The organism is Mycobacterium sp. pUA109 (assembly GCF_041287095.1).
Taxonomy (GTDB): domain Bacteria; phylum Actinomycetota; class Actinomycetes; order Mycobacteriales; family Mycobacteriaceae; genus Mycobacterium.
The window spans coordinates 128492-145597 of record NZ_JBGGKS010000012.1 but is presented as its reverse complement, the minus strand read 5'-3'; the positions used below and the strand labels follow the sequence as shown (position 1 = coordinate 145597).

15 protein-coding genes are annotated in these 17106 nt (G+C 69.8%); 9 read left to right on the top strand and 6 right to left on the bottom strand.

Annotated elements, in window-relative coordinates:
• The first annotated feature begins 135 nt into the window (after positions 1 to 135).
• From malQ to ACAG26_RS15580, 4 genes are all read left to right on the top strand, one after another.
• The gene (gene malQ / locus ACAG26_RS15595) at positions 136 to 2277 is read left to right on the top strand and encodes a 4-alpha-glucanotransferase (protein WP_370483676.1); all 2142 of its coding nucleotides are present in this window, start codon (positions 136 to 138) and stop codon (positions 2275 to 2277) included.
• Positions 2274 to 2735 carry a nuclear transport factor 2 family protein gene (locus ACAG26_RS15590; RefSeq protein WP_370483674.1) on the top strand — a complete coding sequence of 154 codons (462 nt, stop codon included), beginning with the start codon at positions 2274 to 2276 and terminating at the stop codon, positions 2733 to 2735. The genes malQ and ACAG26_RS15590 overlap by 4 nt, the downstream gene beginning before the upstream one ends.
• Before the next feature lie 354 nt (positions 2736 to 3089).
• On the top strand, positions 3090 to 4829 hold the full coding sequence (locus ACAG26_RS15585; RefSeq protein ID WP_370483735.1) for a molybdopterin-dependent oxidoreductase: 1740 nt from the start codon (positions 3090 to 3092) through the stop codon (positions 4827 to 4829).
• Between the two features lie 98 nt (positions 4830 to 4927).
• Positions 4928 to 5221 carry a LapA family protein gene (locus ACAG26_RS15580; RefSeq protein WP_370483672.1) on the top strand — a complete coding sequence of 98 codons (294 nt, stop codon included), beginning with the start codon at positions 4928 to 4930 and terminating at the stop codon, positions 5219 to 5221.
• Here the strand turns inward: ACAG26_RS15580 and ACAG26_RS15575 are convergent.
• Positions 5218 to 5781, bottom strand: coding sequence for a hypothetical protein (locus ACAG26_RS15575; RefSeq protein ID WP_370483670.1), 564 nt, complete (start codon positions 5779 to 5781; stop codon positions 5218 to 5220). The genes ACAG26_RS15580 and ACAG26_RS15575 overlap by 4 nt on opposite strands.
• A 57-nt stretch (positions 5782 to 5838) precedes the next feature.
• Complete coding sequence (locus ACAG26_RS15570) at positions 5839 to 6669, bottom strand: enoyl-CoA hydratase/isomerase family protein (RefSeq protein ID WP_370483669.1); 831 nt, start codon at positions 6667 to 6669, stop codon at positions 5839 to 5841.
• 72 nt (positions 6670 to 6741) lie between these two features.
• Between ACAG26_RS15570 and ACAG26_RS15565 the strand changes: the two genes are divergently transcribed.
• On the top strand, positions 6742 to 8238 hold the full coding sequence (locus ACAG26_RS15565) for an acyl-CoA carboxylase subunit beta (RefSeq protein ID WP_370483668.1): 1497 nt from the start codon (positions 6742 to 6744) through the stop codon (positions 8236 to 8238).
• A 123-nt stretch (positions 8239 to 8361) separates the two neighbouring features.
• Positions 8362 to 9216 carry a hypothetical protein gene (locus tag ACAG26_RS15560; RefSeq protein WP_370483666.1) on the top strand — a complete coding sequence of 285 codons (855 nt, stop codon included), beginning with the start codon at positions 8362 to 8364 and terminating at the stop codon, positions 9214 to 9216.
• Between the two features lie 73 nt (positions 9217 to 9289).
• On the opposite strand, the gene ACAG26_RS15555 is transcribed toward ACAG26_RS15560, so the two are convergent.
• The 3 genes from ACAG26_RS15555 to ACAG26_RS15545 all read right to left on the bottom strand — a co-directional run bounded on the left by ACAG26_RS15555 (position 9290) and on the right by ACAG26_RS15545 (position 12006).
• Complete coding sequence (locus tag ACAG26_RS15555) at positions 9290 to 10327, bottom strand: TIGR03857 family LLM class F420-dependent oxidoreductase (RefSeq protein ID WP_370483665.1); 1038 nt, start codon at positions 10325 to 10327, stop codon at positions 9290 to 9292.
• Positions 10324 to 11448 carry a PHB depolymerase family esterase gene (locus ACAG26_RS15550; protein WP_370483663.1) on the bottom strand — a complete coding sequence of 375 codons (1125 nt, stop codon included), beginning with the start codon at positions 11446 to 11448 and terminating at the stop codon, positions 10324 to 10326. The genes ACAG26_RS15555 and ACAG26_RS15550 overlap by 4 nt, the downstream gene beginning before the upstream one ends.
• A 96-nt stretch (positions 11449 to 11544) precedes the next feature.
• Positions 11545 to 12006 (bottom strand): nuclear transport factor 2 family protein, encoded by a 462-nt coding sequence (locus ACAG26_RS15545; protein ID WP_370483661.1) that lies wholly within the window; start codon positions 12004 to 12006, stop codon positions 11545 to 11547.
• A 78-nt stretch (positions 12007 to 12084) separates the two neighbouring features.
• On the opposite strand from ACAG26_RS15545, the gene ACAG26_RS15540 reads away from it, so the two are divergent.
• The 3 genes from ACAG26_RS15540 to ACAG26_RS15530 all read left to right on the top strand — a co-directional run bounded on the left by ACAG26_RS15540 (position 12085) and on the right by ACAG26_RS15530 (position 15460).
• Positions 12085 to 13101, top strand: coding sequence for a Rieske 2Fe-2S domain-containing protein (locus tag ACAG26_RS15540; RefSeq protein ID WP_370483660.1), 1017 nt, complete (start codon positions 12085 to 12087; stop codon positions 13099 to 13101).
• Positions 13098 to 13715: a cysteine hydrolase gene (locus ACAG26_RS15535; RefSeq protein WP_370483659.1), complete on the top strand. Its 618-nt coding sequence runs from the start codon at positions 13098 to 13100 to the stop codon at positions 13713 to 13715. The genes ACAG26_RS15540 and ACAG26_RS15535 overlap by 4 nt, the downstream gene beginning before the upstream one ends.
• 62 nt (positions 13716 to 13777) lie before the next feature.
• Complete coding sequence (locus ACAG26_RS15530) at positions 13778 to 15460, top strand: acyl-CoA synthetase (protein ID WP_370483657.1); 1683 nt, start codon at positions 13778 to 13780, stop codon at positions 15458 to 15460.
• Here ACAG26_RS15530 and ACAG26_RS15525 read toward each other — a convergent pair.
• A complete protein-coding gene (locus ACAG26_RS15525) occupies positions 15457 to 16932 on the bottom strand; it encodes an aldehyde dehydrogenase family protein (RefSeq protein WP_370483656.1) in 1476 nt (491 codons plus the stop codon). The genes ACAG26_RS15530 and ACAG26_RS15525 overlap by 4 nt on opposite strands.
• Between the last annotated feature and the right edge of the window lie 174 nt (positions 16933 to 17106).

Sequence of the window (17106 nt, the reverse complement as noted above, 5' to 3'; positions counted from 1 at the left end):
TGCTCGTCATCTGCCCCTACATGGATTCGTCTGGATTGCCCACAGGCATGCTAGCGACCCCGGGCACGGTCCGCTCGTCAAGCGAACACCGCCGGCGGTGCGGCACGATGGGGCGACACCGGAGGGAGGGCCCGCATGACCGAACCGGCGCCGTCGCTGGCCGAACTCGCCGGGCGGTTCGGGGTGGCCACCGCCTACGAGGACTGGACCGGACGCCAGGTGGCGGTTCCGGAGGCGACCCTGGTGGGGGTGCTGGGCGCGCTGGGGGTCGCCGCGACGACCGAACCGCAGCGCCAGGCGGCGCTGGCCGCCCATGACCGGGGGTATTGGAGCCGGCCGCTGCCGCCGACCATCGTCGGGCGGGTCGGCACCGAAATCCCGATGTGGGCGCACGTCACCGACGGTCAGCCCGCCCAGATCCGCGTGCAGCTCGAGGACGGCACGGTCCGCGACGACGCGCGGCAGGTGGACAACTTCACCCCGCCATTCGACCTCGATGGCCGCTGGGTCGGTGAGGCCAGCTTCGTGCTGCCGGCCGATCTGCCACCCGGCTATCACCGGGTGCAGCTGCGCTCGGGTGCCGCGGAAGCCAGCACGGCGCTGATCGTGTCCCCGGGTCGGCTGCCGCGACTCGGCGGGCGGGCCTGGGGCCTGGCCACCCAGTTGTATAGCGTGCGGTCGCGGCGATCCTGGGGGGTTGGTGACCTCACCGACCTCACCGACCTGGCGGTGTGGTCGGCCTCCCGGCACGGCGCCGACTACGTGTTGGTCAACCCGCTGCACGCGGCCGCCCCGACCGCCCCGATGGAGCCCTCGCCGTACCTGCCGACCTCACGGCGCTACGTCAACCCGCTGTACCTGCGGGTGGAAGCCATCGACGAATTCGCCTACCTGCGCAAACGGGGGCGGGTGCGGCGGCTGCAGGCCCGCGCGCAGCAGCGGGCCGCCGCGCGCGACAGCATTGACCGCGACGCCGCCTGGGCGGCCAAACGCGCCGCGCTGGAGCTGGTCTACGCGGTGCCACGGTCGGCGGGCCGCGAACTGGCCTACGCGGCGTTTCGGGCCCGGGAAGGCGCCGCCCTCGACGACTTCGCCACCTGGTGTGCGTTGGCCGAGCAGTTCGGCGCCGACTGGCACCGCTGGCCGCAGGAGCTGCGGCATCCGGCCGGCCCCGCGGTCGCCGAGTTCGCCGCCGAGCACCGCGCCGCCGTCGATTTCCACCGCTGGCTGCAGTGGCAGCTCGACGAGCAGCTCGGCGCCGCGCAGTCGGGCGCCGGTGCGGCCGGTATGGCGCTGGGCATCGTCGGCGACCTGGCGGTCGGGGTGCACCCGCATGGTGCCGACGCCTGGGCGCTGCAGGAGGTGCTGGCGTTGGGGGTGACGGCCGGCGCTCCCCCGGACGAGTTCAATCAACGCGGCCAGGACTGGTCGCAGCCGCCGTGGCGGCCCGACCGGCTCGCCGAACAGGAGTACCAGCCGTTCCGGGCGCTGATCCGGGCGATGTTGCGGCACGCCGGCGGGCTGCGCATCGACCACATCATCGGTCTGTTCCGGCTGTGGTGGATTCCCGACGGGGCGGCCCCGGCGCACGGCACCTACGTGCGCTACGACCACGAGGCGATGCTCGGCATCGTCGTGTTGGAGGCGCACCGGGCCGGGGCGCTGGTGGTGGGTGAGGATCTGGGCACCGTCGAGCCCTGGGTGCGCGACTACCTGGCCGAGCGCGGGGTGCTGGGCACCTCGATCCTGTGGTTCGAACGCGACCGCGACGGTCGGCCGCTGCCCGCCGAACGGTGGCGTCAGGACTGCCTGTCCTCGGTCACCACCCACGACCTGCCGCCCACCGCGGGATACCTGGCCGCCGACCATGTCCGGCTGCGGGCCCGGCTCGGTCTGCTGACCCGGCCCGTCGAGGAGGAACTCGACGCCGACCGGGCCGACCGGGCGGCCTGGATGACCGAGCTGCGTCGGGTCGGGCTGCTGGGCGCGCACACCGATCCCGAACGCGACCCCGAGGACACCGTGCTGGCGCTGCATCGGTACCTGGGCCGCACCCCCTCGCGGCTGCTGGGGGTGGCGCTGACCGACGCGGTCGGCGACCGGCGCACCCAAAACCAGCCCGGCACCACCGACGAATACCCGAACTGGCGGATCCCGCTGGCCGGTCCGGACGGCACGGCGCTGCTGCTGGAGGACGTGTTCACCGACCCGCGGGCCGCGGCCCTGGCCGAAGTGCTGCACGGTTTCGTTCACGCTGCGCGAAACGGGCCCCGATGAGCCTGGCGGTCGCCGATCGGCTGGCGCTGGCGGATCTGGTGCACCGGTACGCCGCCGGGGTCGATGACCGCGAGTTCGGTGCGGTGGCACAGCTGTTCACCGCGACCGCGGAGTTGATCGTCCCGGAGGCGCCGGCGACGCTGGAGCCGGTGCGGGCGCACCGCGGCCGGGATGCCATCGCGGCGGCGCTCGCCGCGGTGACGACGGTGACCCGCACCCAGCACGCGGTCGTCGGCGAGGTCTACGACCCCGGGCCCGCACCGGGTGCGGCGCGAGGCCGTATCGCCGGCATCGCCCATCACTGGACGCAGCGCGCCGACGGCGACAGCGACCTGATCTGGTATCTGCGCTACCGGGATGACTATCAGTTAACCGACGCGGGCTGGCTAATCCGGCGGCGGGCGTTGACCATCGACGCGATCGAGACCCGGCCGGCCCGGCGGGTGCGCGGCGGATAGCACCGAAATGTGACCAATGTCACTCCGGGCTGCGTGGTTTCGGCCGCTGGCGCGCGCCGCGGTGAACCGCCGCGCCGACACGCGCGACCACCACTCCAGCAAAGTCCAGCACATGCGGAAGAATTTGCCGGATCTGGGCGCAAATGCGGATTTTGCGCAGGTAATTTCGTGTCGCACTTCCCGCCGGCACCCGGTGTGCGCCTTGTTCACAGCTAATCTGCAGCCGGCCTCGTGTAGCTTTTTGAACGTCTGGTGAGCGACGAAGGGAGACGTGTGTTGAGTAGCGAAGATCACGATCCTGTCGGGCAGGCGGGGCCCTCGGTCGTCGAGCCGGAATCGGACGAACTCGGTGAGCTGGAAGCCGTCGAGCTGGAGCTGGAGGGCTACCGCACCGAGATCCACCACGCCCACGACCAAATCGACGTGGAGGCCTACGGCGGTGGCTTCGATCTGACCCGGCGCGCCACCGCACCCAAGCTGCGGGTCGGCAACGACAAATGGTTCAACCTGCTGTGGCTGCTACCGATCGGGTTCGTCGGGCTGATCGTGGCGGTGGCGATCGACAAGGGCCTCTACCACAATCCGACCGTCCACGCGTTCGTCGAGCGCTACCCCGGCTCGGATGCCACCAATGTGCCGCCGGGCCTGCCGGCGTGGGCCGGGTGGACCCACTTTTTCAACCTGTTCCTGATGATGTTCATCATCCGCTCGGGCATCCAGATCCTCTGCGACCATCCCCGGCTGTATTTCAGCCGCAACTCCACGCCCGGCAAGGACGAATGGCTGCGGGTGGGACCGCCGGTACCCGAAGGGTATTGGACCGCCAACGACGACACCGTCGCGCTGCCGCCGCAGCTGGGGCTGCCCGGTTTCCGGCACTCCATCGGGCTGGCCCGCTGGTGGCACCTGGGCGCCGACGTGTTGTGGCTGCTCAACGGCGCGGTGTTCTACGTGCTGCTGTTCGCCACCGGCCAGTGGCGGCACGTGGTGCCGACCAGCTGGGACGTGTTCCCCAACGCCGCGTCGACGGCCATCCAATACCTGTCGCTGCATTGGCCCGATGACAACGGCTGGTACGCCTACAACGGCCTGCAGATCATCGCCTACTTCACCACCGTGTTCATCGCCGCCCCGGCGGCGCTGATCACCGCGCTGGGCATGTCGCCGGCGCTGTCGATGCGCTTCACCGCGATCAGCAAGCGGTTGAACCTGCAGCACGCCCGCTCACTGCACTTTTTGGTGCTGGTGTACTTCCTGTTCTTCATCCTGGTGCACGTCACGCTGGTGTTCGCCACCGACGCGTTGCGCAACCTCAACCACATGTTCGCCTCCCGCGACGACGACAGCTGGCTCGGGTTGGGTGTCTTCGCCGCGGCCATGGTGGTGGTGGCGATCGCCTGGGTGTGGGCCACCCCGTTCACGATTAAGCACCCCCGGGTGGTGCAGCGGGTCGGCTACGCGTTGATCGGGCCGTTCCAGCGGATGCTGGAGGCCGCCAACCCCAAACCGGGGGCGTTCACCGAGAAGGACATCTCCCCGTATTTCTGGCACAACGGCCGGCTGCCGGAGACCGTGGAGTACAAGCAGTTGGAGAAGGACGACTTCAAAGACTGGCGGCTGAAGGTCTACGGCCTGGTGGAGAACCCCACCGACTTCTCCCTCGACGACCTCAAGGCGCTGCCCTACCACGAGCAGATCACCCAGCACATGTGCATCCAGGCCTGGTCGGGTGTCGCCAAGTGGGGCGGGGTGTCGATGCAGTCGATCATGGACGTCGTCAAGCCGCTGCCCGAGGCCAAATGGGTGGCGTTCTACTCGATGGGTTTCGGTGCCACCGGCGGGATTTACTACAACGTGCACCCGATCAAGCAGATGAGCCACCACCTGACCATGCTGGCCTACAGCATGAACGACGAACCGCTCAGTTACGGCCACGGCAAACCGCTGCGGCTGCGCAACGAGCTGCAGCACGGCTTCAAACAGGTGAAGTGGCTCAAGGGAATCGAATTTTTGGAAAGCTACGCCGAGCTCGGCAGCGGGTACGGCGGCTACAGCGAAGACCACAAGTACTTCGGGCGCCACCAAACCATCTGACGGCTCACTCGCGTTTCTCCGCTCGCCGGCGCGGGTAATCACCGGTGAGCATCTGCCCGGGCGGGCAGGTGGCGCAGCCGAGTGCAGAGGAGAGGCTCATGGGCGACACCGCGAACGACCCCGTCGATCACTACCGCACCACCCGTCCGCGCGCCGGCGAGGCGATGAAAGACACCGTGCGGATGCCGGGGTTGATCCTCATCGGGGTGGGTGTCGCGGCCGTCATGGTGTGCCTGGGCACGTTCGCCGCCGGGCAGGCCGGCTGGGGCGTGGCGGCGGCCATCGTCGCGCTGCTGGCGATCGGGGCCGGGCTGGCCTGGATCGGCGCCGAACGCCGTCGGGTGCGCGCCGCCGAAGCCCCGTCGCCCGGTGGCCGTGAGCCCGGCCGTTAAATGCCCGTCCAGGCGGCGTCGAGTTGCTCGGCCACATCGATGGTCTGCGCCGCCTGCGATGCGGGGCTGTCGATCTCGTCGGCCACGTAGGCGGCGATGAACCGCCGGATCTCACCGTCGACGCCGGCGATGATCCGCAAGATCTCGCCGCGGATGGACGTCGAGGACACCTGGACGGTGATATCGGCCGGGCGCGGCTTGGCCACGTCGACGATCAACAGCAACGGGTCGGCGGCTCGCGCGGTGGCCCGCAGCGCGATATCGCCGGCCACGGTGAACCGCTGCTTGTCCAGCCGCAGATCGACCAGCAGCTCGATGCTCAGCGGAATGTGAATCGCGAAGGTGATCGTGGCACCGAGGTTTCGGCTGACCCGCGGCTCCCGGATCTTGACGTCGGCGCTGACCTTGGCGAATTTGCCGGGGCCCTGCGCGATCGGGGGCATGCTGAATTCATCCCCGGCGATCGAGGCAAACGCGGCGGCGACCCGCTCTTCGGTCACCGCGATCTCGAAGAACCGGCGCCCGAACTCTTCGTAGGTCAGGTAGTCATGGGACTGCATAACCCCAACCGTCTCACGTCCGGCCCGCAAACCAGCACTGATCCCCCGACGCGTCGCCTACAGCCGGCCGTCGATCCGCAGCTCCGGGTGCACCCAGTCCGGTGAGCGGCGTTCCTTGAACGCCGCGAACCCTTCCACGGCCTCTGCAGCGCCCAGGCTGGAGGTCATCCCGATCCGGTCGAACAGCCCCAGATACGCGTCCAGGCTGGACTTGATGACCGCGCGCGCCCCGGGCGCCGTACGGCAACACTGCGCCAAGATATCCCGGGCGGTGCCGAGCAGCTCCTCGTGGGCGACCACCCGGGTGACCATCCCCCACTCCAACGCTTCGGCCGCGCTGAGCACCCGGCCGGTGAACATCAGATCACGGGTCCGGACCGGCCCGATCAGCCGCGCCAGCATCTGGCTGTAGTAGGTGTCGGCGATGCCGCGGAACAGTTCCGGCACCCGGAACGTAGCCCGGTCACTGACCACCGAAACGTCGCTGCACAACGCGATTTGCAGTCCGCCGCCCTGGCACAGCCCGTTGACCGCCGACACCACCGGTTTGGCCGAGCTGCGCAGCGCGTCGAACGGGGTGACGTCCATGCCCAGCGCGGCCCCGAAGGTGATCCAGTTGTCGGCGCCGCCGCCGCCCATATCGCCGCCCGGGGCGAACACGTCGCCGGTGCCGGTGATGAGCAGCCCGGCCAGGTCGGGGTCGGCGTTGACCCGGCCCACCGCGTAGCGGATCCCGAAGTACATCGCGGGGCTCATCGCGTTGCGGGCTTCGGGGCGGTCCAGGGTGCACACCGCAATCGGCCCCTCCCGCCGAAACGACAGGTACGGCGTGCCCAGCCAATCGCCGTCGGGGGGTCGGGGGCTGTCCTCGGATGCCGAACTCACCATGCAGGCGGACGCTACAGTAAGGGCTTCAGTATGGTCAACGAACGGCTGCACCACGACCAGTGAGGACCGACCATGACACCATCCCAAGACTGGGAGGACACGCTCACCGACCTCGACCGTCGCCGGGCGCACACCCGGGCGATGGGCGGTTCGGAGCGACTCGCCAAACACCGCGGCAAGGGCAAGCTGGACGCCCGGGCCCGCATCGAGCACCTGCTCGACGCCGGCAGCTTCCGCGAATTGGGCACCCTGGTCGGCGGGGAGATCGCCGCCGACGGGATCGTGGTCGGTTCCGGGCTGCTGGGCGGCGCACCGGTGATGGTGGGCGCCGAAGACTTCACCACGCTGGCGGGCAGCATCGGGCCGGGCGGCAACGCCAAGCGGTACCGCATCGCCGAACTGGCGGTGCGCGACAAGGTTCCGTTGGTGATGCTGCTCGAGGGCGCCGGGTTTCGGCCCACCGGCGGGCATTACGGGCGCACCCCGACCGACCTGCTGGCCCAGGCCCAGTGCTCGGGCCGGGTGCCCACCGTGGCCGCGGTGCTCGGCCCGTCGGCCGGCCACGGTGCCCTGGTGGCCCCGGTCTGCGACTTTCGGATCATGAGCCCCCAGGGCGCGATCTTCACCGCCGGCCCGCCGGTGGTCAAAGAGTCCACCGGCGAAGACATTTCGAAAGAAGACCTGGGTGGTCCCGACGTCGCCGTACCCAGCGGGGTGATCCACAACCTCGCCGCCGACGACGCCGCCGTGCTCGACGACATCCGCCGCTACCTGTCCTACTTTCCGCCCAGCGCCTGGTCGTATCCGGCGCCGCTGCCGCCCGATGCGGACAGCGCGCCGCGGCCCACCCCCGAGCTGCTCGACATCGTGTCCCGGGACAACCGCCGCATCTACGACATGCGCGCGGTGCTCGACGTGGTCTTCGACCGACCGGACTGGTTCGAGGTGCAACCCCGGTTCGGGCCGGCGATCATCTGCGCGCTGGCGCATTTGGGCGGGCACCCGGTGGCGGTGGTGGCTAACCAGCCGCAGGTGCTGGCCGGCTCCATCGACGCCGACGCCGCCGACAAGGCCGCCCATTTCATCACCGTCGCCGACTCGTTCCACCTGCCGATCGTGTTTTTGGCCGACAACCCCGGCATGCTGCCCGGGTCGGCCTCCGAGCGCAGCGGGGTGCTGCGCGCCGGCGGGCGGATGTTCGCCGCCCAAACCGCGGCCACCACGATCAAGCTGCATGTCACGCTGCGCAAGGCCTACGGGTTCGGCTCGATGGTGATGTCGCTGCTCGGGTTCGACGCCCAGGGCGCCACGTTCGCCTACCCGGGCGCGACCATGGGGGCGATGAGCGCGGCGGCGCTCAGCCGCGCCTCGCACGCCGCCGAGGACCTGTCGGCGCGGCTGCGTGACGCCGAGCTGCAGGCTTCCTACCGCTCGGCCGAACACCTGGGTTTCGATGAGCTCATCGACCCACGCGAGACCCGGGATGCGCTGCTGTTCGCCCTGCAGCGCGGCATCTCCGGCCGCCAGTCCCCCGCGGAACCCGTCAGCCGCATCGGCATCCTGCCGTGATGCTTTTCCGCGAGCTGGGGGCACCTCCCGCTTGCGGGGGAGCGTGTCCCCGGCCGACGCGCCGGGGTGAAACCCGTTTCTGCGCACGCTCGCCACGAACACTCGCCCGTCAGGAGTGCCGCGGTGCCCCAAGACATTCGTGAACTCCGCGGAGATCCGCAGGCCTACGCCGCCGAGCTGCGCCGACGCTGGGGCGGGCTGCTGAGCTACCGCTATATCGGGCGCAGCTATGCCTCGATGGACCTCGGCCCGGCCGACGACACCGTCACCCTGCGCCGCGATATGCGCAATGCCACCGGCGGGGTGCTGCTGGCCGTGCTGGGCATCGCCGCCCCGGAGGGCGGCGGGATGTCGGATTTGGAGGCGGTCCCCAACCCGGTGGTCCACTCGTGTCAGGTTCTCGACCCGGGCCGCGACGTGGCACGCATCGAAATCGTGTCGCAAACCCTGAAACGCGGTCGGCAATTGGGCTACAGCCGCTCGACGATCGTCGACGCCGACAACCCGAGCCGGGTGCTGGCGCTCACCGCGGGGCAGGGCATCAGCATCGGGGTCCCGCCCGACGGGCTGCAGAAGATGCCGGCCCGCCCGCTCGACATCGTCGACTCCCCCGACCTGCCGCCGCTGTGGCAGGTGTTCGGCGGGCACCGCCGCCCCGACGAGTGTTGGGCGCTGCCCGAACTCACCGTCGAGGTGGCCTCCCCCGACGCCGCGCTGCACATCGGGCCGCAGTTCGTCATTTTGGAGACGGCCGCGCTGGACGCCGCCGCGGCCGTCGCCGGAACCAGTCAGCTGCAGGGTGTCTCGTCGCATGTGATGTTTTTGGCCGGCGGCAAGACCGGGCCGTTCCGGGCCGAATGCGAACCGCTGCCAGGCGCCGGCGACACGGTGGCGGTGCGGGTGCTGCTCTACGACGAGGGCGCCGCCGACAAACCCATCACCGCCGGGTCGTACGTCTTCGCGCGGGAGCGTTCGTGACTGTGCGGTGCCATACGCTCCATCGCCGAAAAGCGTATGAAACCGCACATTCGGCGCACTTTTTCTGTCACCGTTAGCCGCGGTACGCCCGGACGATCGGTTCCAGCTCGTCCGGGGTGGCACCATGCAGGATCACCGCGTCGGCGCCGTAGCCGAACTCGGCCCGGATGCGGTCAACGCACTGTTGCGCGGAACCGGTGGCGGCCGGCTCCAGCCAGTCGTCGGGAATCAACGTGGCGATGTGTTCGATCTGCTCCGACGTGGCCTTGTGGTCGATGCCGCCCGGAATCGACGTCACCACCGAGTCGGCCCGGAATCGTTGCAGCACCGCGGGATCCCAGCCGTTGGTCTTCACCAACAGATCGCCGTAGCCCTGCAGGTAGGTCGCCAGCCGGGCCACGGTCTTCTTCAGCCGCAGCGCCTCGGGCAGGTGATCGCCGACGGTGGCAAAACACGACCACACCCGCACACTGGCGGGATCGCGACCCGCCCGCTCGGCGGCGTCCTTGACGGTTTTCACCGCGCGCTGCAGGGTTTCCGGGGTGAAGTAGGTGTGCAGGATGACGTCGTCGAACACCCGCCCACCCAGCTCCAGCGTCCGGGGGCCGAACGCCACCAGCGCCAGCCGGATGTCTTCGTGGAAGTCCGGATCCAAAAACAGCACCTGGTAGCGGCCGATCGGCCCGTCGTGGTTGAAGATCACCTCACCGTGCCACAGCCGCCGCATCACCTGCGCGAAGTCCTCCAGCTGCGCGGTGGTGACCGCCGGGATCCCAAACGCGGCGTACATGGCGGCCACCCCGCGGCCCAGCCCCAGCGTGAATCGGCCGCCGGACAGCCGGTGCATGGTGGTCGCCCACGACCCGGTGATCAACGGGTGGCGGGTGTTGTGATTGGTTGCCGCGGTGGCGATTTGCATCCGGTCGGTGACCGCGCAGGCCGCCCCGACCAGCGACGAGGCCTCTTTGACGTTCCAGCGTTCGGAGATGAACGCGGTCCCGAAGCCGAGTTCCTCACCGCGGCGGGCCTCGTCGACCAACGTCGCCGGCCCTTCCCCACCGGCCCCGGCCAGCAGGTAGTAGCCCAGCTCATCGAGCACCCGTTGCGTCACTTCCACACACCCCTTGCTTGTTGCAGGAACCGCTCCGACTCGGCTTGCACACGCCGGGAGAAGATCTGGCCGACGTGACTGCCGTCGTGCCAATACAACTGGCCGCCCCACCGCCGCTGCAGCGCCAGGGCGGGCTCCCGAAACGCCATCCGGTCGTGCCAGGCCGCCACGATGAGTCGGCGCGCCGGCGGCGGCACCGGGTCGGTGTCGAGCAGGTTGACCACCGACATCAGGTTGGTGGCGACCTCGGACCGCAGGGCGTCGCTCATCGGTCCCGCCGTCGGGCCCCACCGCCACAGATGGTGTCCGATCATCGCGTTGAGCCCGGCGATCGGGGTGTACACCGCCACCGCGTCCACCCGCTCTTCCAGATGCGCCACCAGCCCGGCCACCGGGCTGCCCAGCGAGATCCCCGACACCGCAATCGCGGTGGACTGGGGCTGCAGCCAGCGCACGACCGCGCGCACCTCCGAGATCGCCCGCATCATGCCCGCGACGTTGCTCAACGGATCGTGGCCGGGATAGGCCGGCCACGCGCGGCGACGGGCGCCGTGCCCGGGTTGGACCGGCAGCGCGATATTGAACCCCAGCTCACGGTGCAACCGGCCCACCCGGGCGACCAGCAGGTCCATCGCCGCTCCCTGACCGGCGCCGTGCACCCACACCAGCCAGGGTCGCGGCCCGTCGCGGTGCCGGCACAGGTGGACCTCCGCGGTCGCGGGTCCGCCCAGGTGTTGCGCCTCCAACGTGCCCGGCAGCCGCGGGTCGTGCTCGAAGCTGGCCCGCTCATAGGCCAATGACCCGATCCGGCGCCGACGAATAGTCTTCACCCGCAGCGGCTCCGGGTCAGCATGCGCGCGCTCGATGCCCAGCGCGGCCAGTTCCTCGGCCGCCGGGACACAGTCGCTCAACGGTCGCTGCAGCGTCGGCGTGGGCGCCAGCAGCGTCATGCCGGTCAGGGTGAGTTCGTCGAGCATGACCTCGCCCAGCTGACGCATGCCGCGCGGTGAGGCGGCGTGCCAATCGGCCGACTGCCGCAGCGCGTCGACGGAGCGGGGCAGCACCCCGCCCAGCCCGCGGACGATCTGCGGTACGCGTTGCGGCGCACCGGCCTCGGTCATGGTTGGCGGCCTCCCATCACCACGTCAAATTACTGTAATAATTACAGTAGTGTGCGCGGTCTGTGCGGCTAACCGGCCCGCCGGCCGCCCCGGAGTTCATCGCCGCGTTGGGGGAGACGGCGGTTCGATCAGCCGCAGGATCGTCCGGGTCAGGTGCAACGCGGTGATCCGCCAGGCGCCGTCGCGCTTTTCGTAGCGCTCGTGGTAGTGCCCGGCGCCGTGCAACTCGCGACCGTCGCCGAAGATCAGCCGATCCTCCATCGCCCAGATCCCGGTCGCGGTGCTGGCCGAGGTCAGCGCGATCTCCGGGGTGTGGCAGTGGTGCATGGTGGCCGCCTCGCCGATACCGCCCAGCACGACGGGCACAAAGGCCTCCAGGCCCTGCAAGGCGGGCGCGGTCTGACCATCGGCCCCGCCGGCCGAGACGGCCATGTCGAGTTTGACCACCACGTCCGGGCTGAACAACGCCCGCCACGCGTCGATGTCCTTGGTGTCGAGGAACCGGCAGTAGCGGGCCTTGAGTTGCCGGATCGCTTCCACCTCGTCGGGTTCCGCCACGTTCGTCCTCCTGCTCGTATACCACTCGAAATAGCTACTGTAAGTTATTCCGTATCCCGGCGGCAGGAGGACGACGCGATGAAGGTTCCGTTTACCTGGAAAGTCACCGGCTGGTTCATGATCGGCTGGTCACCGGAGTTTCCGGTCGGCGAGGTGCGGCCGTTGCGCTACTTCGGTGAAGACCTGGTGGCCTACCGCGACGAGTCCGGGCAACTGCACGTGCTGGAGGCGCACTGCAAACACCTGGGCGCCCACCTCGGCCACGGCGGCAAGGTGGTCGGCGACTGCGTCGAGTGCCCGTTCCACGGCTGGCGGTGGGGCCCCGACGGCTGCAACAAATACATCCCCTATCAGCCCGACCGGCCCAACCGGGCGCTGCGGCTGCGCGTCTACCCGGTGGTGGAGCAGTACGACTGCGTGTTCCTGTGGCACCAGCCCGACGGCATCAAACCGCAGTGGCAGATGCCGGACATCTTTCGCAAGTTCCCGCAGTTCGAGACCGATCCCGCGGCCTACTACCGGGCGTATCCGGAGTTTTCCCGGCGCGCCGAACGCGAACCGGTGCATCCGCAGATCGTGGCCGAAAACGCCCCCGACAGCGCCCATTTCGAGTACGTGCACCACGCCACGGTGACGCCACGGGTGCTGGACTGGCAGATCGTGGACCACGAATGGCAGTTCGTCGCCGGCTGGCCGGATGCCAGCAGTGACAACGCGCAAGATCTCGCGTTGAAATTCCACAGTCACTTGTTCGGCCTGGGCGGGGCGATCAGCGTCTTCGAGGGCGCCCAAAACCACCGGCTGATCTTCACCTGCACGCCGGTCGACGATGAGTGCTCGGATTTGTTCTACTCCATCTGGTGGCCCCGCACCCCCGGCGACACCGCCGCCGTGCCGTCCGGCAAGCTGCGCGATGTGATCGAAAAGCAGTTCCTGTCCACCGTCTTCGACGATCTGCAGATCTGGCGCTACCAGAAGTACGTGGAGCACCCGGCGCTGTCCAAAACCGACGCGAAAGGCTATATGGCGCTGCGGAAGTGGGCCACCCAATTCTATGACGTCCCGCCGGTGGACCAGACCGCCGCCGCGCGATGAGCGCGCTGCCGACCGAGCTGGTGGCGCCCGGGCACACCGCCGTCGTCACCCAGGAGCTGCAAGGCGCGGTCGTGGGCCCCGATGCGGGCCTACAGGTCCTGGCCGAAGCGGCCCGCCGCGAAGCCCTGCCCAACATCGCTCGGCTGCTGCCGGCGGCCCGCGCCGCCGGGGTGCAGATCGTGCACTGCCTGGTGCGGCGCCGGCCCGACGGCCGGGGCGCCAACCACAATGCGCGGCTGTTCGCCGCGGGCCGCCGCGGCGTGGCCATCGCCCCGGGCAGCCCCGGGGCGGCGCTGCTCCCCGAATTCGGCCCGCAGCCAGATGATCTGGTGCTGCACCGCTGGCATGGGGTGGGCCCGATGGGCGGCACCGACCTGGATGCGATCCTGCGGAATCTGGGGGTGAGGACCGTCGTCCCGGTCGGGGTGTCGCTCAACGTGGCCATCCCCAACCTGGTGATGGACGCGGTCAACGCGGCCTACCAGGTGGTGCTGCCCCGCGACGCGGTGGCCGGCGTGCCCGCCGAATACGGGCGGGCCGTCATCGAGCACACCCTGTCGCTGCTGGCCACCGTCACCACCACCGCCGATCTCCTGCAAGCGTGGCGGCGGTGATCGAACGCACCACCGTGGGCGGTACGGTTTGCACGACACCGGACCCGATCTGATCTGGAGGCATGATGTCGGACACCGTCGAGACCGCTGAAGCGCACACGGGCACCGCGCAATTCACCGTGCCGGCCGTCGTCGACGCCATCGCAGCCGCGATTCCCGACCGTGAGCTGGTCATCCAGGGCGACCGCCGCTACACCTACGCACAGATCGTCGACCGGGCCAACCGGCTCGCCGCCTACCTGCACGCCCAGGGTTTGGGGTGCCACACCGAGCGGTCGGCGCTGGCCGGCCACGAGACCGGCCAGGACCTGCTCGGCATCTACGCCTACAACGGCAACGAGTTCGTCGAGACGCTGCTGGCCACCTTCCGGGCGCGGGTGGCCCCGTTCAACGTCAACTACCGCTACGTCAAAAACGAGTTGGCCTACCTGCTCGCCGATTCCGGCGCGACGGCGCTGGTGTACCACGCGGTGTTCGCGCCGACGCTGGCCGAGGTGCTGCCCGAGCTTCCGCAACTCAAAGTGCTGATCCAGATCGCCGACGACTCCGGAAACGCCCTGCTCGACGGCGCGGTCGATTACGAGAGCATCATCGCAGCCACCGCCCCGCAACCGCCGCCGGTGACCCCGTGCCCCGACGACCTGTACGTGCTGTACACCGGCGGCACCACCGGGATGCCCAAGGGGGTGCTGTGGCGTCAGCACGACATCTTCATGACCTCGTTCGGCGGCCGCAACCTGATGACCGGGGAACCCGTCGGCTCGATCGCCGAGATCGTGGCCGCGGTGCAGGCAAACCCGGGCACCAAGCTGATGATCCTGCCGCCGCTGATTCACGGCGCCGCGCAGTGGGCGGTGATGACCGCGATCAACTCCGGCCAGACGCTGGTGTTCCCGTCGATCGTCGACCATTTCGACGCCGACGACGTGGTGCGCAGCATCGAACGCGAACAGGTGATGGTGGTGACGGTGGTCGGCGACGCGATGGCCCGGCCGCTGGTGGCCGCGATCAACAGCGGGACCGCCGATGTGTCGTCGCTGGCGGTGGTGGCCAACGGCGGCGCGTTGCTGACCCCGTCGGTCAAACAGCAGCTGATCGAGGCGCTACCCAACGCGATGATCGTCGACGGGGTCGGCTCCTCGGAGACCGGCGCGCAGATGCACCACCTGTCCACGTCCGGGGCGGTGTCGACCGGCAAGTTCGCCGCCGGACCGGATACCTGTGTGGTGGCCGAGGATCTCGGCTCGATCCTGCCGCCGGCGCACGAGGGGCTGGGCTGGCTGGCCCAGCGCGGCTATGTGCCGCTGGGTTACAAGGGTGACGCCGCCAAGACCGCGGCCACGTTCCCGGTCATCGAGGGGGTGCGGCACGCGGTGCCCGGCGACCGGGCCCGTCACCTGCGCGACGGCACCGTCGAGCTGTTGGGCCGCGACTCGGTGACGATCAACTCCGGCGGGGAAAAGATCTTCGCCGAGGAGGTCGAGATGGCGATCGCGTCGCATCCGGCCGTGGTCGACGTGGTGGTGGCCGGCCGGCCCAGTGAGCGCTGGGGTCAGGAGGTGGTCGCGGTGGTGGCGTTGGCCGACGGCGCCGCCGCCGACGCCGCTGCGCTCATCGAGCACGCCGCGGCGTCCATCGCCCGCTACAAGCTGCCCAAGGCGGTGGTGTTCCGCGAGGTCATCGTGCGCAGCCCGGCCGGCAAGGCCGACTACCGCTGGGCCCGCGAGCAGGCGATCGAGGGCTAGCGCCGGTTGAGGCGACGACGGGTGCGGTTGCGGGCCCGGCGCAGCGTGGCGTCGGCGTAGAGCCGCATCGGGCGGCCAAACGGCGGCGCGGCCGTGCCGGTCAGGCTGAACGGCAGATCCGAGCCCACCACGGTGCGGTAGTGGCTGAACGCGTCGAAACCGGCCTTGCCGTGGTAGGCGCCCATCCCGCTGCGGCCGACGCCCCCGAACGGGGCCGCCGAGGGAATCATCTGGGCGGCGAAGTCATTGCGCGCCACCCCGCCGCTGCGGGTGCGGCGGATGAAGCCGCGGAAATCCGCGTTGTCGGGTCCGTACCAGTACGCCACCAGCGGCGCCGGGCGGGCGTTGATGTAGTCGATGGCCTCGGACACGTCGGTGTAGCCGTGCACCACCAGCACCGGCCCGAAGATCTCTTCCTCGGCGATCCGCATCCGGTCGTCGACGCCGCGGACGATGGTGGGAGCGATCTTGCGGGTCCGGCGATCGGGCAGCAGTTCTCCTGCCGGAGCAACGGTGTCGACGGTGGCGCCGTGGGACCGGGCGTCGTCGATCAGACCCAGGACCCGGTCGAAATTCGCCTCGTTCACACTCGAGCAGTAGTCGCCGTTGGCCGCGATGGTGGGGAACATGCCGCGCAGCGTGTCCCGGGCCACCTCGACGAAGGTCTCGACGCGGTCGTTGGGGACCAGCACGTAGTCGGGGCACACGCAGACCTGTCCCCCGTTGACCATCCGGGCGGCCGCGATGCGGGCGGCCGCCCGGCGCAGGTCGGCGTCGGGGGCGACGACCACCGGATTCTTCCCCCCGAGCTCCAGCGTCACCGGAACCAGGTTGCGCGCGGCGGCGCCGCCCACCCGCGCGCCCACCGACGGTGAGCCGGTGAAGAACAGGTGGTCGAACGGCAGCGCGGCGAACGTCGCCGCCACCTCGGGCCCGCCGGTGACGACGGCCAGTTCGTCGGCGTCGAAGTAACGCGGCGCAATGTCGTTCATCAGCTGCGCGGTCCGCGCGGTGATCTCGGACATCTTGATCATCACCCGGTTGCCCGCCGCGAACGCCGCCGCCGCCGGCAGCACCACCAGGTTCAGCGGGAAGTTCCACGGGCCGATGATGCCAACCACCCCCACCGGGGTGGGCTGCACCTCGGCGCGCAGGCCGGCCAGCCGCGCCGCCCGCATCAGCGCGGTCGACCGCATCCAGTGCGCCACATGGGCTCTGGTGTGTTCGATCACCGGGATGATGCCGACCACCTCGGTGAACAGCGACGCCGCCCTGGACCGGGTGCCGAAGTCGTCGGCCATCGCGTCGGCGAACGCGTCGGTGTTGTCCAGCACCAGGGCCAACAGCCGGTCGATGCGGTGGCGCCGGGTGGCCGCGCTGGGCGGGCCGTCGTGCAGGAAGGCGTGCCGCTGTCGCTGCAATTGGGCGCGCAGCGCGGCCTGCTGATCGATCCGTTCCTCGGTTGCGCTCATGTCCGTATCACCTTCACGACGGGTTCCGCGGGCCGGATTCGGCGGCCGCTCGGCCGGACTGTCGAGCCCTCCAGTAAGGCTAACGGTAGCACCGCCAATTTCTCGCCGACGGTGATTGTCCGGCCACCCGGAATTGATTACAGTCCTGCTTACCGTCGTACATTCGGCATCGCC